Source organism: Pedobacter sp. BAL39 (assembly GCF_000170795.1).
GTDB lineage: Bacteria > Bacteroidota > Bacteroidia > Sphingobacteriales > Sphingobacteriaceae > Pedobacter.
The window spans coordinates 109,599-130,190 of the sequence record NZ_ABCM01000013.1 but is presented as its reverse complement, the minus strand read 5'-3'; the positions used below and the strand labels follow the sequence as shown (position 1 = coordinate 130,190).

Genomic DNA, 20,592 nt, shown 5'->3' with positions numbered 1-20,592 from the left:
ATAAGCCCTGCTGATGATCAATAATAATCAATTGATCTTAAAAATCAGCCAATTGCTTCAGTAAAGCTGCCGGAAATTCCGGCAGCTAACGGAGGAAGCGTTTGAAAACAAATTTGTTACCAGCCCGGGTTGTTAGGTCCCAGGTTTGGATTGAGGAAAAGCTCATCCAATGGTACAGGGAAGTAGTAATGTTTCGGGACGGTGAAAAAGCGGCTGCTTGCAGGCTCCACAATCAGGAAACCTTCGGCGTCTACCAGGCCCGGGTTGCCATTGTTCAGCACTTTTAATGTTTCATATTCTGTGCCTTTATACTTGATGCCCCTCAATGCCTGGGCCATCTCCAGCTCAGCAGTTTTCCAGCGACGTAAATCTGTACGCCTGAATCCTTCAAAGGCGAGTTCTATGGTACGTTCACGGCGGATTTCTGTCAGCATGTTTAAGCCATTGGCCTGCACAAAAGCGTTGGTCAGCGGCGGCATCTCCACACCTTTACGCGAGCGGATGACGTTGATGGTTTTGTTCAGGATATCGTCGCTGATCGCACCGTCTCTTTCGTAAGTCGCTTCAGCAAGGATGAGCAATACTTCTGCATAACGGATCAGATGGACATCAAAGGTTGACTGAGTGGAAAGGGCTTTGATCTCACCCATGAATTTCCACATTTTATAACCCGTGCGCGTCTCCGGGCGTACAGAAAAATCTGCTACGGCGGTAAAAGAACCTTCAGGGCTCAGGAAGCTGGTTCCGGGGATCAGGATGGTTTGTCTCATACGCGGATCACGGTTCTCAAATTCATCATTAATCTTTTGATATCCTTTGAATCCTGAGTTCGCTGCGGTAATGGGCAGACCTGTAGTTTTCGACAGGTACATGTCAGCCAGTTTTCGGGTTGGCGAACCGCGCCATCCCCAATATACTGATGTACCGGTCGGGTGTGTCCTGATGTCCAGCTGATAGCGGTTTGCAAAAATGGACTCTTTTGAATCATCGCCATTGTCAATAAACAGCTTACGGTAACTTTCTTCTCCCGCAGCTTCAAATAAGGCATATTCCTGGCTGGTCCTGACGCGTTCTGCAGCATCAATGGCCTGGTTAAGTAACTGAGCAACATCTGAACGGTGTCCATGATATTTTGCCCATGTGGCAGCGAACAAGGCTACACGTGCTTTCAGTGCTAGTGCAGCACCCTGTGTTACCCTGCCCAGGTCAGCCGCCACGATCGTACTTTGCTTCGGCAGCTTCGCTGCGGCAGTCTCAAGCTCGGCAAGAATGAAATCTTCTACGGCTGCCTGAGGTTCTCTTTTTCCATACAATTCCGGCGATTCTGTATTCAACACTTTGGTAAGAATAGGCACGCTGTTGAAACGTTCCATCAGTCTCCAGTGATTGTAAGCCCTGAAGAAGCGGGCCTCGGCTACGTAAGTTTCAATCTCCGCGATGTTTCCGCTATAGGTTTCGCTCTTCTCAATGATTTTATTGGCGTTGCGCAGATCGGTAAAGCGGTCGCTCCAGGCACCGTCGGTGTTTGGTGCACTCCATGTTCCGTTACCCACATTGTTGGGGTTCAGTTCGTAGGAAATGTCGCTGTCCACCTCCTGTACACCCAATGTCGGTATGGTGGTGTAAAGCTGGTTTGCGGCTTTCTTGTAATCGCTCTGGGTTTTCCAGAACTGGCTGTCGTCCAACTCATCCTTAGGGGATAAATCAATCTTCTGACAACCCGATATCACCAGCATCAGCAGTGTGGTTTTTAAAAGTGTTGTAATATATTTCTTCATGACTTTGTTGTTGTAGTATGGATAAATTAGAAAACGATGCTGGCACCGAATGAATAATGACGGGTAAAGGGATAAGTGACAAAGCTGCCATTCTCCTCAGGATCCCAGCCTCCGGGCGCATTGTGGATTTCAAAGAGATCCTCTCCGCTGAAGTAAACCCTGATCTTATCAATTTTCAGCTTCTGCGTCATTTTCTGTGGCACTGTGTAGCCTACCTGCAGGTTTTTCATCCTTACATAAGCCACATTGTGTTTTGTGTTGCTGGAGACATAGTAGTTGTAGGAACGCTTACCGGTCATGGTGATCGCCGGATATTTGGCGTCAGTGCGCTCCGGTGTCCATGTTTTTCCGTACCAGTAGGAGGCGGACTGGAACCAGGCTTGTGCAAATGGCATGCTGGCATCGCCTTCCAGGAACATGGTACGCTGACCGACACCCTGAATGAAGGCACTGAAGTCAAAGCCTTTGTATTCTGCACCCAGGTTCAGTCCGAAGTTATATCTTGGATTGGCATCGCCCAGGTACCTGGCGTCTCCTGCTCCGGCAGTACCATTACCAAGTACGGACAAGCGGCCATCGCCGTCAAGGTCTTTATATTTGGCGTCGCCAATTTTCACTTCCGACTGGATGATTCCTTCGTTAGGGAAACGGGCACGGTAATCAGCGAGTTCCTGCTGCGTCTGGATGATGCCATCGAACTCATAACCGAAGTAAGAGTTGGTGGAATAACCAAGTGGTGTTGCATTGCGGCCCAGCGTGATCAGGTTGTTGCCCACACGGCTGGCTACCTTATTTTTGGCATCGCTGATGTTGGCACGAACAGAGTATTTGAACTCACCCACCTGGCTTCTCCAACCCAATGCCAGCTCCCAGCCTTTAATTTCAAGTCGCCCGCTATTGGTCGATGGCGCCGCGATGCCAAGCATGGAAGGGTAAGAAACAGGGATCAGCATGTTTTTGTTGGTTTTCCAGAAGTAATCAAATGATCCGAATAACCTGTTGTTGAATAAACTGAAATCTGCACCTATGTTTTTGGAGATGATGGTTTCCCAGGTACGTGCTTTTGATACGAGGTTGGATTGCGTGGCCAGCTGACCGCGTTCGCCGTTGCCAAAAGGATAATAGGTGCTGCCAATGGTGATCAGCTCAATGTAATCATATGGGCCGATACCAGACTGGTTACCCATTTCTCCATAAGATGCCCTGAACTTCAGGTCATCAAAAACATTCATTTTTTTGATGAAAGATTCTTCACCTACACGCCAGGTGGCATTTGCGCCAGGAAAATATCCCCAACGTTCGCTGGGTGCAAAACGGGAGCTTCCATCGGCACGTAAGGTACCTTCAATCAGGTATTTGTTGGCAAAAGCATAGTTGATCCTGGAAAAGAAAGAGTTGATGGTCCATGCATTTCCCTCACCCGAGGCATCCTGATTCTGAGGACTGCCCAGTTTTAGCGGCATAGATTCCTGCTGATCGAAATTGATGCGTTTTGCCCAGAAACGGTCGTAATCTGACGATTCGTTCGCTGCACCGGCCATAATGGCAATGTCATGTTTTCCGAGTGTTTTCTTGTAGTCGGCGTAGGCGGTGAAATTTTTATACAGATTTTTGGTGTAACTGCGTTCGGCACTGTTTGGCTTCCTGGCTGTACGGTGATTCACATTGTCCCAGTTATAGTTGTAGATCATCTTTTGTACAATGTAGTTGTCGCCATCGTTTTTACGTATTACCGCACGTCCAGTCAGGTTGAAGTCCTTGTTGATCTTCCAGGAAAGCTGATTGTTGATGGTGAAGTTACCTTTGATCAGCTGCGAGTCGCCACCGGCTTCGAGCACCTGTGCAGGGTTATCAAAACCTTCAAAAGTATAAAAGTTGCCTGCCGGGTTGTGCATTGGTGCCCAGCTGCGTGTTTTATAAATGAGGTCCCATACACTTTGTCCGTGTTCCAATACTGAAGCATACCTTCTGTTGCTGGCTTCGTAAGACAAGTTCAGGTCATAGATCAGGTTTTTTCTGAGCTCGATATTGGTTTTTGCCCTTACATAATACCTTTTATCATTATCTATCCCGAATTTAGGTAATCCCTGTTCGCTTGGTGCACCCAGCGAGATGAGGTAGGAGTATTTTTCGCCGCCGCCAGACAAACCCAGGTTGTAGTTCTGAAGACTGCCGTTACCAATCACCATATCATTCCAGTTCTGGTCTTTATAGAACTTTGGATATCCCGACCAGCGTCCCCATTTGGATGCGGGAATCACAGTGTTGCTGCCGTCGAGGATCAATTGTAACTCTTCCTGTGTATATTCATAGGGGAATGATCCATCGGTGATTTCCAGTGCCATGGAAGCATGTTCATACAAACTTGCCGGTTTCTTTAATAAGGCCGGTGTTTTGATCGCATAAAAGGCATCTAAAGAGATTTTAAGGTCCTGGTTCCGGCGTCCGTTTTTTGTGGTGATGAGGATGACACCTTCTGCGGCACGGGCACCGTAAATTGCTGCGGTACCATCTTTAAGTACGGAAATACTTTCGATATCGGCAGGGTTGATGAGGTTCATGTCCCCTTCGGCACCATCAATTAATACCAGTGGCGATCCGCCATTGATAGAGGAGATGTCGCGCACGCGAATCGTAGGGCTGCTCCCCGGAGCACCACCATTGCGTGTGATGGTAAGTCCTGGTGCGGCACCTTGTAAGGCGATCGCAGCATTACGAACCGGACGCGATTCGAAGGTTTTGGCATCAATAGTAGCCACCGCACCACCCAGATTGGCACGTTTCACGGTACCGTAGCCAATAACCACAACCTCGTTCATATCGAGTACTTCTGATTTGATCGTCAGGTTGATCACCTTGCGGTCACCGATAAATTCCTCTTGTGTAGTATAACCAATGTAAGTGAATACCAGTGTTTCGCCTCCGGAAGGAACAGCAATGGTATACTTTCCGTCTTCGTTACTTACTGTCCGGCTAGTGGTACCTTTTACCATGATCCCCACGCCCGGAATGGTCTGGCCCGTGATCTGATCTCTGACTTCTCCGGAAATTGTCCTTTGCTGCTGCTCAGCATTGTCGCTGCTGCGTGTTTTACCTTTCTTCGGTGTCAGGATGATGTCCTTTTCAATCACCTTATAGGTGGCATCCGAATTGGCAAACAACTCGTCGAGAATGGCGAGGACTGGCTTTTTCACCGCTTTTATAGTCACAGTGCGATCAACATCCACGAGTTTTGCATTGTAGAAAAAGTGGTATTCCGACTGTCTTTCAATTTCGTGCAGAATTTCTGCGGTCTTTTTATTTTTGAAATCCAGAGATAACCTGATGTTTTGTCCATAGGAAACTGAGGAGAAGGCTACATTGATAGATAGCAGCCAGAAGGCAAGTATGAGTTTCATTTTACGTAGTAAGCTGGTTACATTGAGGCAAAAAGGTCCTTGTCCCCAAGTCCCTTTTTCCTGAGGTATTTTTTTTATACTTTTGTAATACATTAAATTTTAAATAAGAATTAACTGATCGTTAGTTTTTTGCACGGGAATATGGCTTCAACATATTTCCGTGTTTTTGTTTGTCTGCGTTGGTTTTTTATTTTGTCATATAGAATGCTGGTTTAAATGTTTATCCGGTTTTTTGTTAAGCTTATTTAATGGAAACAATGGTTGTTTTGTGACTGCCCTCCTGCTCATGAGTGATGGTATACTGGATTTCTGAAGAGAGCCGCATGTAATCCAGAACCCTTGTCAGCGATTTGCCATCGAATGTTCCAGTAAGTGTATACTTGTAAATGTGTTTGCTTCTTACATCGAACTTGATGTTGTAAAAATATTCCAGTCGCTTGAGTGCCTCCGCCATTGGCGTTTCCCGGAATACCAGCCTGTTGCTGATCCAGTCTGTCTCCAGATTTGTATTTACTGTGGCAACCTGTAGTATTTTATCCTGCGCATCATAAGTCGCCTTCTGAGCAGGTTTTAAAACCACCGTCTTTGCTTTTCCCTTGATGTCCAGTTCCACACGCCCGGAAACCAATGTCGTTTTAATGGCTTTTTCCTGCGTATAAGCAGAGACGTTGAATGCGGTACCCAGTACCCTCACCGCAAACCCGCGGTCTGCAATGTTGACAATGAAGGGCCATTTTTCTGCTCTTTTAACTTCGAAATAGGCTTCACCGGCCATTTCTGTGAGACGCGTATTTTTTGAGAAAACAAGGGGATAGCTCAGCCTGCTGCCAGCATTCAGCCAGATGCGCGTGCTATCCGGCAGTACCACATGGTATTGCTGTCCTTTAGCCGTAACCAACGTGTGTTGTACCGGGTGAAGCATGCCGGTTAAAAAGCCGGCCTTACCTTCGTACCGGATTTCATTACCCAGTATGCGGATGCTGTTGCCACGGTCTGTCGCAACGATGCCCTCTTTGGCGGTGTCGAGATAAACCTTGCGGCCATTGGAAAGTAAGAGAAAGGAACGGCTGGGGATTATGGAGGCACTCAATTCGGTGTCGAAAAGACTGGAGGATTGCTTTCTTTCCAGGTAGTCGGGCAGGAGCGTAGTCAGTAAGCCAATACATAAACAAGCAGCAGCAGCCCAGGGGATCCAGTATTTTAGTTTTCTGACTTTGGCCGGCTGTGGGCTGGCGGTAAGGCGCTGGCGTAGTATGGCTTTGGAACGTACGGCCTGTTGACGGACACGATCATCCGTCACAGACTGATCTTGTGCGTCCAGTTGTTGCAGCCACGCAGCAATGTTGTGCTTTTCTTCTGCTGTGGCCGTTCCTCTTCGATACCGTTCAAAGAGGGTTTTGATATTGCGTTTTTCCCCCATACTAATAGTAATAAGCAGAGATGACCCAAATGGCCCACACGCAAAAAGTTAAGGATGTGTTAAGATTTTATTAACCATAATAAAAGCAGCAGCTCTGCGGAAGTAAAGGAAGAATCTGACATGGCATGCCGTATCCGGTTCAATGCACGGTTGAGTTGATTTTTAACGGTCTTCGGCGATAGTTCCAGCTGGGTAGCAATTTCTTTAACGCTATTATTGCCTTCTCTGCTGAGGAGAAATGCGGTTTTCATACCAGGCGGCATGTCTTCAATGGTTTGTTTGATCAGGTCCATCATAACCTCATATTGCTGGTTAATTTCCAGTGTCTCCAGTTCATCGACAATGGTATGCTGGTCTGTCTCCAGGAACTCAACAAATTTCTGTATGTGTTTTTCACGAAAACCTTTGGTACGGAAATATCCCGACAATTTGAACCATAACCTGTTGCGCAACCAGGCATCCAGGGCATTCGTGATGTGCAGGGTTTCCCGTTTCTCCCAGAGTTCTACAAATAAATCCTGAACAAGATCAAATGCCTCATCTTCATCGCCCGTCTTTTTTAAGGCCAGGCGAAACAGCGGATCGTAAAACTGGTCATGCAATTCTTCAAAGGCCCCATAATCCGTATTCCGGATTCTGGTTACCAATTCATGTCCGTTTGCAATTTCCATTGATTCCCTATTTCTATGTGAAGCAAAAATAGGGCTTGCATATTAATAAGATATTAACAAACGCCTGCGCTTCTTCCAACCGGTATCTTCTTTTCGGTGCAGGACCAACTGATGAATGCTGTAGTTACGTTTTGGGCTGATGCTTTCAGTACTATGGAAATAAAAAAACAACTGCCGGAGCAGCTGGACGGGGGATGGAAATAGCCCCGTTGTCTGCAATTTTCGATTCTGAGGCGCAAAAAAGGGGCTATTACTGCAACATAGGGGAATCGTAATCAATGCAGGCAAACGGGGCTTGGACAACGGTATGATCAGATCTTCTAGATCTTTTCCTGTTGTTGTTCGGACATAAAATTAAATTTGCCTTCAAATATCTTTCCGATAACTGGAACTGGTTTCTCGACCTCGTTGTTCGCGGCAATAATCCCCAACAGTAACAATATGAACGGGATCAGCATAATGATATAAAAGATGAATCCCAGAGCAGGGACAATTGCTAATATGATGCTGCTCACTATGCTCAGCACAAATGAAGTAATGATAATCCCCAGCGACTGCCCCAGGTGATAGTTGACCAGGCTGCTTTTTGTCGTTGATTTTTTAAATTCCAAATAAGAGATGACCCATCCAATGAGGGTGATGTAGGCTACAATCGCCATTGTCTTGTTTTTCATGGTTTATAGTTTTAGTAATAGAATGATACAAAATTACCATGCTTTGTATCATTAGCCAAGAAAACGGGGTCTACACACGGACTACCGTCCTAAAAACAGCTGTCTACAAAGCGTCTACAGAAAGTAGTTAAGGTGCTTTATTACAGTGTTTTGTTCTGTTCTTGCTTTTTTAGGAAAGAATTCTTTTTTCTATTTTTGAGTTATGCATCTACCATTGAAGTCATTATTGCTGGCCGTATCCTTTTTCTTTGTTTTCCATATCAACGCAGCAGCTCAAAACATCTATCTCGATTCGCTGAATAACTTGCTGGCACAAAAAGACATTCCTAAGGAGGAGCAGGCTAACATCTTATGTAAACTGGCGAAGGCGAATTTTGAACAGCATCTGCCACTTTCCTTCAAACAGGCAAACCAGGCGCTTCAAATTGGTAAAAGTTTGAAGGACGGACGCGGTAAAGCCATGGCCTTTGCGACCCTGATTCATTTATATGTATGGAAGAAAGACCTCCGGAGTGCCTATGCGAGCCGGGACAGTGCGATGTACTATGCTGGAAAAACAAAGGACCGCGTAACATTAGGTTTTGTCTGGTTTAGAAGTGGCTGGCTGGATCTGGTCAATGATCAGAATGACCAGTCGGCAGTGAAACTATTGAAATCACTTGAGTTTTTTAAAGGGCAAAATGCCGCCGACTATGAGAGCACTGCCTATCATTATTTAGCCAGTATATACAGCTATGGGAATCATCCTTCAAAACAAAAAAAATATGCTGATTTATGTTTTCGGGCAGCCATTGAAAGTCAACAGGTGGATCAGCTGAACAATGCTTATTTCACCATCGGGCAGACCTATTTTGACCGCTATAAACTGGCCCCAACTCAACGCAGCCTGCTGGATTCAGCTTTATTGATCTATAAGAGATCATTGTCGCTTTCGAAGAATCAGGAAGGACGTTTGGTTTTGAGAAGCAATACTGCTGCCATCGCCCTGAATACTTCTAATGCATACTTTCAGTATTTTCCGGCCATTTATCGGGACAGTGCGGAAAAATACCTGGACCTGGCTACGGAAATTGCAACTAAAACCAACTTACAGGAAGTATTATTAAACTGTTATGGACTACGCAGCGAATATTCCGTCCGCGACGGGCATTATGATGAGGCGGAACAGATCCTGCTAAATGGCCTGAATAAAACAGCTTCCGGTGTAGTCAGCATGCCGATGACGAAGGCAAGGATCTTTCAGGGCCTGGCTAATATCGCCGAAAAAAAAGGGGATGCTCAGCTGGCACTGAATTACCTGAAGCAATATTTTGACCATTACAAAAAAGCATTTAATGAAGAGAAGATCAACAGCATCACAAGGGTAGAGGCACAGTATCAATCAGCAAAAAATGAACAGCAGATCGCCAGCTTGCAGCAGGAGGCTAGCTTCGCTAAAAAACGCAATACCTGGTATGTTATTCTCGGCATCATGGGGATGGCTTCCCTGCTTTTTCTGCTTCGTTCTTACAATTTTAAATTAAAGGCGTCAATTAGAAATCAGGAATTAATCGATAAGGAAAAGACTGCTGCAGAATTAAGGGCTCAGCTGAAAGAAGCCGAAGCTGTACGGCTAAAAACAGAGCAGATTTTACTGAAAGAACGCCAGGAACGTTTACAAAAAGAATTGTTGGCAGGTACCTTACAGATCGAAGAGAAAAACGAGATGCTGGAGCTGCTCTCCGGAAAGGTTGATATGGAAAGTCACCTTTCTTTCGATGAGCAAATCAAACGGATACTGAGCCAGCAAAAGAAAATGGACAAGGATTTTGAAACTCAGAAGTTAGATTTTTTTGAAACCAATCCCGCCTTTTTTGAAGGTCTGCAGCAGCGTGCCAATCAAAGCCTCACGCGATTGGATTTGAAATATTGTTCTTATATGCTGATGGGATTATCGAATAAGGAAGTATCTATACGCTTAGGGATTGAACCTAAAAGTGTACGCATGAGTCGGTATCGGATTAAACAAAAGCTGGGATTGGGAAAAGAGGATGATCTGAACCTGTTTCTGCAGAATATGAAGTAAGAATTTTTACTTTGCGACTGCTTTCCATTTTAAGGTAAAAAAATAAGCTAATCTCAAAAATGGAGGGTGATTTAAGGTCAGTTCTTTTGCATTATTGAGGTTAGAATTAGGCTGAGCTTATAAATGAATTTCTGAGATCAGCTATTGTTTCTGATGTGTAAATGACTTGTCGAATCCTTGATATGGTGCTTCGGATACTCATTATCTGTCAGCGCAGGCTAAACGGTTACATTTTTATCAGTCCTTCATATTATGTTTACATTCAGTAACCTGAATTGTTAAAGCTCATGACAAAGCGTAAGAAAATCTTTCTGTCTATTCTGACCATTCCTGTCCTTCTGTATCTGATGAACCATCTGGTTGCGATGGTCTACAGCGTGCGTTATCAAAGCCTGGATGATAAAACCACTTACCGGAATACGGTTATTGAAGAAATAAAAGTTAATGGAAAGTTGCTGGATCAGACTGCTTACAGCGACAGGATTGATAGTGGATTTTACGATACACTGGTATACGAAAGTTATATGGGTTATGTTTACCTGGATACGCTTTCCTCCAACTTTAACATCCAGGTGCAGCAGGAGAATACCATCCGGCAATTTACTTTTGATCAAAGCGGTCAGTTCATTGCTTCGAAGATCGCCAATCGTCAGTCGGATTCCATTCCGCATAATGTGCTGCTGGAAAATGAAACTCCGTTTTCTCATCCCTGGTTCGACAGTGAAGAGCTGTCGATCAGTCTATTTCAGCGGGGGATGATGCATCTGGGCTGCCTCAATCCCTTCCGGGGTTTCGGAGGACCTAATGGTGGTTCAAATTGTTACTTCTGGACCGGTAAAATGTATTACCTCCTGGATTTTTATGGAGAAAAGCTGAGGTTTAAACTACCTGGCAGGTTAATGAATATTATGCTCAATGAAGGCACTAACTATGCTACAGAGCTTTCGTATTATAAACTGCCTGGTGAATATGGGAAGGGCAGGCATATTGGCTTTTTTGTATTCAACGATGAGGAGGAGCAGGAACTGCACCTGTATATGATCAGGATGATTGCCAAATAAGGGTTGATAACCTGGAAAGGATGCTGGATGTTGGGAAAATGGAACAGCAGAATCATGCTGTTCCACTATCTGATAAAAACAGTTATTTTAATTTTGTTTCGCAATGCGCCACAAGATAAATCCGGTCCTTTGAGTTTTCAGTTGATTGCTCAGTTGCTGACACACTGCCTGTTTTTTCCTGGATCAACTGCGTAAGGTCAGCAAGTTCAGCGGGGTTGGATGTGGTGAAAAATACGGGATAGAAAGCTGCTTCAAGAGCCGTTTTTTCCTTTGCAGTAGACTGGCTAAGTGTCCATTGATCTCCACTGGAGAAACTATATTCATGCCTTGCCGTATTCAGCTCATATAAAAAGTCTTTGGCCTGTTTTGCGATTTCTTTACTTGCCATTTTTGCCTGGCTTTTTAGCGAACATTTCAACCTCTACCTTTGCAGACTTACCCTTTCCGGACTGATAATCCGAGGGCGCTTTCTTGGTGGCCGCTCCTGCCTCTTTTTTCTTGTCTCTGCTCATGATTTTGGGTTTTCATCAAGGTAGTGTTAATAAATGGCATAAGTGCTTGTATTTCAATATATATTGGCTTTCCTCTCTTTCCTGATAATCTCTTCTGCTCTATTGATGAAAGACTTCTTCGTGTTTCTACATGAATTGCTTGTGATAAAAAAGCCTCGTAAAAAGGGAAAATATAATTTTTAACATGCAAAAACGCCTTCCTGAACTAATTCAGGAAGGCGCTTAAAAAAATACTTAGGTCGGAGGCTTAAGCAAAGTTTATTTGATTTCCTTCAGCATTTCCTTTACAGCAGTTTCAATCTGACTGTCAGTTCCGCTGAGGTAAGCTTCGTAAGGAACCTGAACCTTCAGGTCTGGTTCTACCTGCAGGTTTTCTGTAGGTCTGTTTTCTTTACCGATGGTCGCCACCATAGGGATGCCAAAGACCAAGGTAGGATCAATTTGCCTTTCCCACCATACTGCCGTTCCGGTTCCTGCGACAGGCATTCCGATCAGTTTGCCGATGCCATTCTGTTTATAAATGTACGGGAAGATAAAAGCATCGCTGTAGTTACTTTCGTTCATCACCACACAGCTTGGTTTCTGCCACCTGTTGGAAGGCTCTGCATCTGCCAGTCTGTTTCCCTGAGGTGCGAATTCAAGATATTTGCGTCCGCTGAGGAAGGTGTTCAGGTCGTCATGTAACCATCCGCCGCCGTTGAAACGTGTATCTACGATCAGTGCTTTTTTGTCGGCATTTTTACCCATTACCACATCGTATACTTCTCTGAAGCTGTCGTCATTCATCCCCTGCACATGGACATATCCTACTTTTCCATCGCTTAAACGGGAAACCATCTGATCCATTTTAGCAACCCATCTTTTGTACATCAGTCCGCTTTCCTGACCGATGCTGATGGGTTTGATGCGCTCTGTCCAGCGGGTTTTTGTTGTGGGGCTGTAGAAGCTGAGGAGGACGTTTCTGTCGGTTTTGTTGTTCAGGAATTTCGCCCAGTCAGCATCTGCTGTTAAGACATCATTGTCGATCTTCTCCAGGATGTCTCCCGCTTTCACTTTGCTGGTTTTAACATTTAAGGGGCCTCCTGCAATGACCTCACTGATCTTCAGTCCGTCAGTGCGGATGGTTTCGTCGTAAAGAAGACCCAGCGCTGCTGTATTGTCTGCATTAGGGATATTCGGACTGAACCTGCCGCCGGTATGGGAAGCATTGAGCTCACCCAGCATCTCACTCAGGAGTTCCTGGAAGTCGAAATTGTTGTTGATGTGAGGAAGGAACTTCGCGTATACCTCTTTGTACAAAGGCCAGTCGACACCTTCCATTTTCGGGTCGTAAAACTTGTGTTTCACCTGTCTCCAGGCATGTTCAAAGATATAAGCCCTTTCTGCTGCAGCATCAATGGTGATGTCACCGTTTATAGAAACCGGAGTGACTTTACCACTTTCTGCTTCCACCTTCACGATCCTGCCTCGGTTGCTGACAAACAGGCTTTTGCCGTCTTTGCTCATTTCAATGCCACTGGGGCTGCCACCCATCTTGGCCAGTATTTTTGTCTCATGTGTACGTGTATCCGTCACCCACAGGTCGTAACCATTCTCAAAAGAGGCCAGGTAGAATAATTTACTGGCATCATTATTCAGGACATAGTCGCTGATGGAGCTGCTGTTGATGGTAAGTTTTACCTTCCGGTTTTCCAGGTTCTCAAAGTCGGGTGTAAACGGAGTTTTTGTAGTATCCTGTTTAACCTTTCCCTTTTTAGGTGTTGCTTTTTCTTTGTCGGTAAGACGTTCCTGTTCTTCACGTTCTTTCAGCAGGGCAAAGTCGTCCTTGCTCATATTGGCCCTGTCGTACGCTTCCTGATCGAAGAATACGCCGAAAACATCCACCTCCGCACTACCCGAAATGGCCAACGATTTACGTCCGTTTTTACTGCTCAGCCAGGTCATCATTTTGCCGTTCAAGGCCCATTTATTCCCTGATTCGCCAAAGCCGCTGTTTACAGGGTAAGTGATTTTTCCTGATCCGTCCGCTTTGATCAATGCTGCATGACTGTTAAACATGTGTCCGTTCTGGTCGTCGGTTACCAGCCACTTGCTGTCCGGGCTCCAGGCGAAACTCCAGTCGCCATCGCTGTAGGAATGATTATGTCCTTCAGGTAAAAGGGTTCTGGTTTGCTTAGACTTGATGTTGTAGACCTTCAGGATGTTTCTGTTTTCCACATAGGCGATTTCCTTCCCGTCCGGAGAATAAAGCGGTTGAAATTCTTCCGCCGCAGTCTGGATGACCGGCTCTGTGTTGATGACTGTCGCTGCGAAGAAGTACGGTTCATCTTTCTGCTGGATGGTGCTGCGGTAAATATCCCAACTGTTGTTGCGTTCTGTGGCATAGATCAGGGACTTACTGTCCGGCGACCACTGTACGGACCGTTCCTGTGCTGCTGTGCGTGTGATTTGTTTGGTCTGACCACTTTCAACGCCGGTGACAAAGATTTCGCCCCTGTTTACAAAGGCAATTTCTTTTCCGTTAGGGCTCAGGACAAATTCCGTCACGTTGCCATTGACAGGTTCTGTTTTAACGATGTTGTCCCTTCCGTCATTGAGAATGCTGACCTTAAGTTTCGTTGGGGTGCCGTTTTCCATGAAGGTATAAATCTCCCCATTTTGGCTAAAACATAAGGTATTGTCGTTGGCACGGCTGAGGTGCCTGACCGGATTATCCTTGAAGGTACTGAGCTGCAGCGCTGTTCCTGATCCATCGGCAGCCATTTTAAACAGATTCTGGTTGCCTGCTTTTTCGCTCAGGTAATAGATGGACTGCTGATCTGAACTGTAAAGAGGTTCGCGGTCTTCACCTTCAAAACTAGTGAGCTTGCGATAAGTATTTTTTTTAACATCCATGATCCAAATGTCACGGGTCACAGAAGAGGTATGGTGTTTACGCCAGGCATCTTCGAATCCTTTACGGTCTTCAAATACAATCTGGCTGCCGTCCTGGTTGAATTTTGCTTTCTCCATGCCCGCAGCGCTGATCAGATGAGGTCTGCTGCCGTTTAGCTTTACGCTGTAGAGGTTCTGGAAAACGCGTGGGCTGGCAAAACGTACATTTTGAGCGGTAGAGTTTCTGGCGCTGCCGAAGATGACCTCTTTGCCATCGGGGCTGAAGTCATAAGGGTAATCGTTAGCGCTGTTGAAGGTCAGTCGCACGGGGTTGCCACCAGCAACAGGAATGCTGAACACATCAAAGTTGCCGTACCTGTTGCTTGCGAAAGCGAGGGTTTTTCCATCAGGGCTCCATACCGGCATCATGTCCTGCGCCTCATTGATGGTCAATGGTGTTGCCTGTCCGCCAGCAGCGCTGACCAGGTAAATGTCTCCTTTATAACCGAATGCAATGTTCTTTCCGTCAGGAGATATGGCTGGATAACGCATCCATAGCGGATTTTCCTGTGCTGTCCCCGCAATTGCAGAGCAGGAGAATAAAATGCCAAGTAATAATTTTCTCATTGAATAATGATTTAGTTGATCATGTGTAAAATTAATAATAATATAATGGTTGTGTTTTTGATCTTCAATTGGCTAAGGGGTATTTTTGGCCAAACAACTGCCGAAGATCTTGTCAAATCCCTTGATCTGCAATTGTTTGCCGATGATGACCACTTTACTTTCCCTGACCTCGCCAGTTGCCCATGCTGCACCTTCGCTGACAGATAATCTTGAGCCGACAGACTGCATAATGATGCGCTGGGGATATCCGGCGGCATGGATGATGGCCTTGATCCGGTAGACACCTGCAGATTGAAGAAAGAGAAAAACCCGCATGCGGTGCTCCAGCTCCTGAAGTTGCATGGGCCGGTCAAATCGCAGGGTGATGGTCTCAATGTCACTATGCTGGTGTTGTTTATGTGATTGTCCAATGCTTAGGGGGGCAAAACGGTTGGTTGCATTTGGAAGTGTCGTGCCTGGGCTGAGATTCAGGATGCCTTTCGTTTCTTTGTGATTTTCCCTCTGGAAGTCGACTGTCCGCTCAGCGGAACAAAGGCTTTTCACATCTATGTGGTCTTTCTGTGTCGTCATGATGACAGCCAGGGGATTGATTGAGGAAAGTATGCCCTTCAGGATATGGAGATAACCTGGGGTGATGAGCTCTGTTTTGTTGATGAGCAGGAGGTCTGCAAAACTGATCTGGGCAATGGCCTCCGTAGTTTCCTTCAGTTGTTCTTCAATGAGCTCCGCATCTATCACACAGATCACACGGCTTAGGTTAAAAAAGTTTTGTATACTTGGTTCTGTTAAAAAGGGAAAGGCAATGTTTGCGGGATCGGCAATTCCGGTTGCCTCGATGATGAGTTCATCCCAGTCTGTTTTTGTTGTGATGAAAGTATTCAATGCTTCAATGAGCTCGCCGTTTAGCGAACAGCACAAACACCCATCGTTCAGTTCAATCAGCTCAGCTTTTGAAGATACCACCAGTTGTGCATCGATGCTCTCCAGCCCGATCTCATTTTCTATAACAGCATAACGGATATGTTTTTCCGATTGAATAATGGCATTCAGAACCGTAGTTTTACCTGCGCCCAGAAAACCGGTAAGGATGGTTACGTTTTTTATTCTTCCTGAATTTGTTCCTGCATGATCTGTCATCTCTCAACTACAATTGATCTGTACAGGCAAATATAAATGATAAAACACTTTAAATGCAATGTAGTTGCATAATAAAGTGTTTTATCAGAACAATTCGGTTTTTTGCTGGTGCAGATCCTTAAGATTGAAGTAATCCGAGTGTTTTAGAATCCTTTTCACCATTAAAGAACTTCTTCAGTACCGCTTCAAATACAGGGTCTGCATTCTCTACTGCTGCAAAGAGTGTCATCGATGATTTCAGTTTAAGGTCATCAGGGCTGCCGAGGATTTTCGTAGCATCAGATTCCTCCAGTTTCAGCAATGCCTTGCTGATCTGGATCAGCCTTGGACCGAGAAGATCATGCTTCAGGTATTGCCTGGCTTCCTCAAGGTTGGCTATGGCGTAGTGTTTTGAAGTTTCTGTACTGCCCAATCCCTGGATCTGTGGGAAGATGTACCACATCCAGTGACTTTGTTTCTTGCCATATTCAATTTCAGTGAGCGCGATCAGGAAATCCTTTTCCTGTGCGGTGATAAATCTATTCAGGTTATTTTCCATGTTGGTTCCTTGCCCAATGGGCGTCATAGTTGATTTATGCAGATAACAAACCATAAGTCAGATGGTTTATAGAAATAAGTGATATGGCAATCTGATGAACCTTCTGGTGGAAATTTAAGGGAAAATGAAAAAGGAATTACATCCGGAATGATGCTGAACCGGATGTAATTCCCTGAAATGAGGTGTTTTGATTATTTTAAAGAATAAATCCAGTTGACGATCTGTTTCAATTCCGCAGCTTTGATGGTCGGATGTGCAGGCATGTCCACATCACCCCAGGCACCATGACCTCCGCTAATGATCTTTTTATTCAGCTGAGCTGTCGTTGCCGCATTCTTTGGATATTTCTTCGCAATGGCAGTGAACGAGGGGCCTACTGATTTCTCATTGATCTTATGGCATACCTTACAGTCCATGGACAACATCAGTGCTTTTCCGGCATTGTTGGCCAGTTGTGCGGCCATCTTCGCTTTTGTTTCCGGAGAATCCTGGCCCGCTAATATGACTACCGTCTTGCTGGTTGTCGCTGCAGCCTTGTCGTCACGAACCTGGACGCTCACCTTATAACTACCCTTTTTGGTGTAGGTATACACTAGTTTTGGAAGGGTGGTAGTTTTTTTGATGCCATTGCCCAGGTTCCAGAGATAGGTCAACTTGTCTTTTTCAGGATCTGTTGCCGACACGTTAAAGGTGACGGTAAGCGGCAGGCTACCCAAAGTTTTATTGGCAATGATGTTTTTGATTTGCGGAGCACGGTTGCCGGTATTGTAGTCGAGACGCGCCAGCCCTGCATCCGGATTCTGGCTAAACCATCCCGAACCATATTCCAATATGTAAATTCTTCCATCAGGGCCCATTTCCATGTCAATAGGAGCATTGAACTTGGTGCCATCCATGAAGGGTTCCATTTTCTGAAGGGACCCGTCAGGGTTTAAAGTCAGCACCTTGATCCAGCCCCTTACCCATTCGTAAAAGAATACTTTCTGGTCGTAATAATCCGGCAGGCGCGTGGCTGCAGGGTAAAGGTCTTTGTGGTAGACTGGGCCGGCCATTGCTGTACGCCCACCTGCACCGACCTGCGGAAATTCTTTAGACTCTGCATAAGGATAATAAATCATTGCCGGTTGTGCCGGTGGCAGCTCCACCAGTCCGGTGTTGTTCTTGGAATTATTGACAGGCTTCAGCGGGTCAAAAGCAGGTCCGGAAATGCCTGTGGCATAATCATAAGCATGGTAAGGGATATTGGGACCGATGAACAAAGGCCAGCCATAAAAGCCAGCAGTCTTTGCCTGGTTGAACTCATCGTAACCGCGTGGCCCCCGGGTGGCAAGACTGTCATTGTTGGCGTCTGGTCCAACCTCTCCCCAGTAAAGGTAGCTGTTCTTCTTGTCTACCGAAATGCGGTATGGGTTTCTGTTTCCCATCACGTAAATTTCGGGCCTGGTTTTTTCTGTACCCGGTTTAAAAAGGTTCCCTTCGGGAATGGTGTAACTGCCATCTGCTTCCATTTTTATACGGAGGATCTTTCCACGAAGGTCATTGGTATTGCCGGCAGACCTGCGTGCGTCGTGGTTGAGAAACTCCGGGCGGTCATCCAGTGGAGCGAAGGAGTGGGTGTCGTATTTCTGCCCCTTACCTTCATCAAAAGGAGTAGAGTTGTCGCCGGTGGAAAGGTAGAGCATATGATCAGGGCCAAAGGCGATGGAACCACCCGTATGGCAGCAGATCTGACGCTGTGAATAAAACTGAAGGACGATCTTTTCTGATTTCAGGTCGATCTGGTCGCCGGTCATCGTAAACCTGGATAATCGATTTACTGATGTGTCAGCAGGACTGTAGTAAGCATAAATATAGCGGTTCTTCGCAAAATCAGGATCAGCCTGAATGCCCAGGAGGCCTTCTTCCGCATTGACGCCTTCAACGTTTGTTTTCCAGTATACATTGAGCTTGCCTGCCGGTTTCATCATTTTTGTGCTGTCCTTGTACAGGAGGATCTCACCGCGGCGTTGCGCAACGAGGATGTCCCTGTTTGGAAGTACAGACATTTCTGTAGGTTCCATCAGTGTGCCCTGGATCAGCACCTTTTTGATGAAGCGGTTTTCATCAGGCACACGCACGGTAGTGGCTTTGGAATAATCCAAAGGTTTATTGTCGCCAATTGCATAGGTGATCCCACCCAACAGGTGTTTGATGAATTCTGGTTCTTTGTAAGATTCGTCCGTGTGCCCCAGTCCGGTATAGAAGGAACGGCCGTTTTCAAATTGATGGTACCATGAAATGGGATGGTTACTGCCATTTGTTCCACCTTTGTAACTGTTCTCATCCAGGTTGATGAGGATGTGCAGGTCAGGACTGATGAGTTTGTAGTTATACCATTCGTCTTTTCTGGTCCAGGTATCCGGCAGAAATGTTGTCGCAGGATGGTTTTTGTCTTTGAGCTGCAGTTTTGCCTGCTGCTGATCCGGGTGACTCTCAAAATAAGCACCTACCAGACGTCCGTACCATAACCAATCATACTCTGCATCTGCTGCGGCATGAACGCCGACAAAATTACCTCCTGCCTGCATGTACCGTTCCAGATCTGCTTCCTGATAATGATTCAGCAGATCTCCTGTAGTATTAAGAAAGACCAGGGCCGAATATTGTTTGAGGTTGGATTCTGTAATTTTTGATGCATCTGAAGTGGTATCCACCAGGAAGTTGTTTTCTTTTCCCAGTTTGATGATGGCGGCAACACCTGCGGGAATGGACGAATGATGAAAGCCCGAGGTTTTGGTGAAGATGAGCAACCGTGGCTGCTCCCTAAGGTTGATAAAGCCCATTAATGCAATAAGGGCGATGCCTAAAAACGTAAATTTTAATTTCATTTGTGTGTAAGTAGTTTTGTGTTTCTGTAATGATCAGATCATTAAGCTGTTGGTGGTTCTTTAAGCTCATAAGGTACACATCTTTTTATCATAATGACAAGAAAATTTCCTCATCCCTATGGTGTCACTGGTGGTGCTCTTGCGCATGCCGGACAAATTCGGGCAGCAGAAAAAAAGGAATATGAAATTGCAGACCACCTGAAAAACCGTGCGTTATAGCTGCTCTTTTCCTGCTTTTTTTTCAAGGATTTGCCAAACATGATAGAAATGATGCTGATTTGTATAAATTTACGAGGAGAATAGATGAGCATGGCCCTGAAACCCCTTATTGATGAAAAACTTTTGCTGAAAAAAACGGCCTTAGGGGATCAACATGCATTTACTGAGATCTATAACCATCATTATCCCGAGATTTATGGTTTTGCCAGGCATTTGCTGAACTCTGATGAGCTGGCGCTGGATGTTGTTCAGGAAAGTATGCTGCACATCTGGCAGCAGGGAGATAAGCTCAACAGCATTTATAACCTTCATGGTTATCTGAAAACCTTTGCGCAGCGGAGGGCCATAGACATCCTCAGGAACAGAGATACGCACAGAAAGGCAGAGAAGATCCTTGCCGGCTCCTGGCAGGAGACGCACAATGAAACCGAAGAAGGTATTCTGCTGAATGAAGGGCGCCGGATCCTGGAGGATGGCATTCGCCAGCTTCCGAAGCAGCAACAGCTGGTGTACCGGTTGTGTCAGCAGCAAGGACTGAAGTATGAGGAGGCGGCAGCACAACTCAACATTTCCAGCGGGACGGTAAAGACCCATCTGAAAGTAGCAATGAGGTCGTTGCGTAGCTACATCAGCGAACACAGCGATATTGTGGCGCTGGTAGTGATTTTTAAGCTCATTTAATTTTTTTTAATTTCCGGCTACCCCGAAACCTCTGGCTGTCCGACATACCAATATAGGGATGATGATCTAG

The 20,592-nt window shown here is 45.7% G+C and carries 15 protein-coding genes; 4 read left to right on the top strand and 11 right to left on the bottom strand.

The annotated features are described in order from the left end of the window. Window positions 1-116: 116 nt before the first annotated feature. From PBAL39_RS16750 to PBAL39_RS16730, 5 genes are all read right to left on the bottom strand, one after another. Complete coding sequence (locus PBAL39_RS16750; RefSeq protein ID WP_008243646.1) at window positions 117-1,778, bottom strand: RagB/SusD family nutrient uptake outer membrane protein; 1,662 nt, start codon at window positions 1,776-1,778, stop codon at window positions 117-119. A gap of 26 nt (window positions 1,779-1,804) precedes the next feature. Beyond that, window positions 1,805-5,176, bottom strand: a complete 3,372-nt coding sequence (locus PBAL39_RS16745; protein WP_198139841.1) for a TonB-dependent receptor — start codon at window positions 5,174-5,176, stop codon at window positions 1,805-1,807. Between the two features lie 241 nt (window positions 5,177-5,417). Further along, window positions 5,418-6,596, bottom strand: coding sequence for a FecR family protein (locus PBAL39_RS24770; RefSeq protein ID WP_008243643.1), 1,179 nt, complete (start codon window positions 6,594-6,596; stop codon window positions 5,418-5,420). 59 nt (window positions 6,597-6,655) lie between these two features. After that, a complete protein-coding gene (locus PBAL39_RS16735; protein WP_008243642.1) occupies window positions 6,656-7,267 on the bottom strand; it encodes an RNA polymerase sigma factor in 612 nt (203 codons plus the stop codon). Window positions 7,268-7,587: 320 nt separating this feature from the next. Beyond that, on the bottom strand, window positions 7,588-7,941 hold the full coding sequence (locus PBAL39_RS16730; RefSeq protein WP_008243638.1) for a hypothetical protein: 354 nt from the start codon (window positions 7,939-7,941) through the stop codon (window positions 7,588-7,590). A 202-nt stretch (window positions 7,942-8,143) separates the two neighbouring features. On the opposite strand from PBAL39_RS16730, the gene PBAL39_RS16725 reads away from it, so the two are divergent. Both PBAL39_RS16725 and PBAL39_RS16720 read left to right on the top strand, forming a co-directional pair. Then, on the top strand, window positions 8,144-10,006 hold the full coding sequence (locus PBAL39_RS16725; RefSeq protein ID WP_039866878.1) for a LuxR C-terminal-related transcriptional regulator: 1,863 nt from the start codon (window positions 8,144-8,146) through the stop codon (window positions 10,004-10,006). A 287-nt stretch (window positions 10,007-10,293) separates the two neighbouring features. Next, window positions 10,294-11,067: a hypothetical protein gene (locus PBAL39_RS16720; protein ID WP_008243635.1), complete on the top strand. Its 774-nt coding sequence runs from the start codon at window positions 10,294-10,296 to the stop codon at window positions 11,065-11,067. Window positions 11,068-11,149: 82 nt separating this feature from the next. Here PBAL39_RS16720 and PBAL39_RS16715 read toward each other — a convergent pair whose 3' ends face one another. The 6 genes from PBAL39_RS16715 to PBAL39_RS16695 all read right to left on the bottom strand — a co-directional run bounded on the left by PBAL39_RS16715 (window position 11,150) and on the right by PBAL39_RS16695 (window position 19,622). Then, window positions 11,150-11,455: a hypothetical protein gene (locus PBAL39_RS16715; RefSeq protein WP_008243633.1), complete on the bottom strand. Its 306-nt coding sequence runs from the start codon at window positions 11,453-11,455 to the stop codon at window positions 11,150-11,152. Continuing rightward, a complete protein-coding gene (locus tag PBAL39_RS25850; protein WP_008243632.1) occupies window positions 11,445-11,579 on the bottom strand; it encodes a hypothetical protein in 135 nt (44 codons plus the stop codon). The genes PBAL39_RS16715 and PBAL39_RS25850 overlap by 11 nt, the downstream gene beginning before the upstream one ends. A 258-nt stretch (window positions 11,580-11,837) precedes the next feature. After that, window positions 11,838-15,080, bottom strand: a complete 3,243-nt coding sequence (locus PBAL39_RS16710; protein WP_008243630.1) for a S41 family peptidase — start codon at window positions 15,078-15,080, stop codon at window positions 11,838-11,840. Between the two features lie 72 nt (window positions 15,081-15,152). Beyond that, window positions 15,153-16,217 carry a GTP-binding protein gene (locus tag PBAL39_RS16705; protein ID WP_008243629.1) on the bottom strand — a complete coding sequence of 355 codons (1,065 nt, stop codon included), beginning with the start codon at window positions 16,215-16,217 and terminating at the stop codon, window positions 15,153-15,155. 118 nt (window positions 16,218-16,335) lie between these two features. Next, window positions 16,336-16,782, bottom strand: coding sequence for a DUF1810 domain-containing protein (locus tag PBAL39_RS16700; RefSeq protein WP_008243627.1), 447 nt, complete (start codon window positions 16,780-16,782; stop codon window positions 16,336-16,338). A gap of 164 nt (window positions 16,783-16,946) precedes the next feature. Further along, window positions 16,947-19,622, bottom strand: coding sequence for a ThuA domain-containing protein (locus tag PBAL39_RS16695; protein ID WP_008243625.1), 2,676 nt, complete (start codon window positions 19,620-19,622; stop codon window positions 16,947-16,949). Between the two features lie 93 nt (window positions 19,623-19,715). Here PBAL39_RS16695 and PBAL39_RS25845 point away from each other — a divergent pair, with 93 nt between their 5' ends. Both PBAL39_RS25845 and PBAL39_RS16690 read left to right on the top strand, forming a co-directional pair. After that, complete coding sequence (locus PBAL39_RS25845) at window positions 19,716-19,841, top strand: hypothetical protein (protein ID WP_008243623.1); 126 nt, start codon at window positions 19,716-19,718, stop codon at window positions 19,839-19,841. Between the two features lie 84 nt (window positions 19,842-19,925). Next, a complete protein-coding gene (locus PBAL39_RS16690; RefSeq protein WP_008243621.1) occupies window positions 19,926-20,522 on the top strand; it encodes an RNA polymerase sigma factor in 597 nt (198 codons plus the stop codon). Window positions 20,523-20,592: the final 70 nt, after the last annotated feature.

Bases quoted from the DNA above. Each gene is read 5' to 3' on its own strand.
- PBAL39_RS24770 (WP_008243643.1), bottom strand. From the start codon at position 6,596: ATGGGGGAAAAACGCAATATCAAAACCCTCTTTGAACGGTATCGAAGA.
- PBAL39_RS16730 (WP_008243638.1), bottom strand. From the start codon at position 7,941: ATGAAAAACAAGACAATGGCGATTGTAGCCTACATCACCCTCATTGGA.
- PBAL39_RS16750 (WP_008243646.1), bottom strand. From the start codon at position 1,778: ATGAAGAAATATATTACAACACTTTTAAAAACCACACTGCTGATGCTG.
- PBAL39_RS16695 (WP_008243625.1), bottom strand. From the start codon at position 19,622: ATGAAATTAAAATTTACGTTTTTAGGCATCGCCCTTATTGCATTAATG.
- PBAL39_RS16745 (WP_198139841.1), bottom strand. From the start codon at position 5,176: ATGAAACTCATACTTGCCTTCTGGCTGCTATCTATCAATGTAGCCTTC.
- PBAL39_RS25845 (WP_008243623.1), top strand. From the start codon at position 19,716: ATGACAAGAAAATTTCCTCATCCCTATGGTGTCACTGGTGGTGCTCTT.
- PBAL39_RS16725 (WP_039866878.1), top strand. From the start codon at position 8,144: ATGCATCTACCATTGAAGTCATTATTGCTGGCCGTATCCTTTTTCTTT.
- PBAL39_RS16700 (WP_008243627.1), bottom strand. From the start codon at position 16,782: ATGACGCCCATTGGGCAAGGAACCAACATGGAAAATAACCTGAATAGA.
- PBAL39_RS16690 (WP_008243621.1), top strand. From the start codon at position 19,926: ATGAGCATGGCCCTGAAACCCCTTATTGATGAAAAACTTTTGCTGAAA.
- PBAL39_RS16715 (WP_008243633.1), bottom strand. From the start codon at position 11,455: ATGGCAAGTAAAGAAATCGCAAAACAGGCCAAAGACTTTTTATATGAG.
- PBAL39_RS16705 (WP_008243629.1), bottom strand. From the start codon at position 16,217: ATGACAGATCATGCAGGAACAAATTCAGGAAGAATAAAAAACGTAACC.
- PBAL39_RS16720 (WP_008243635.1), top strand. From the start codon at position 10,294: ATGACAAAGCGTAAGAAAATCTTTCTGTCTATTCTGACCATTCCTGTC.
- PBAL39_RS16735 (WP_008243642.1), bottom strand. From the start codon at position 7,267: ATGGAAATTGCAAACGGACATGAATTGGTAACCAGAATCCGGAATACG.
- PBAL39_RS25850 (WP_008243632.1), bottom strand. From the start codon at position 11,579: ATGAGCAGAGACAAGAAAAAAGAGGCAGGAGCGGCCACCAAGAAAGCG.
- PBAL39_RS16710 (WP_008243630.1), bottom strand. From the start codon at position 15,080: ATGAGAAAATTATTACTTGGCATTTTATTCTCCTGCTCTGCAATTGCG.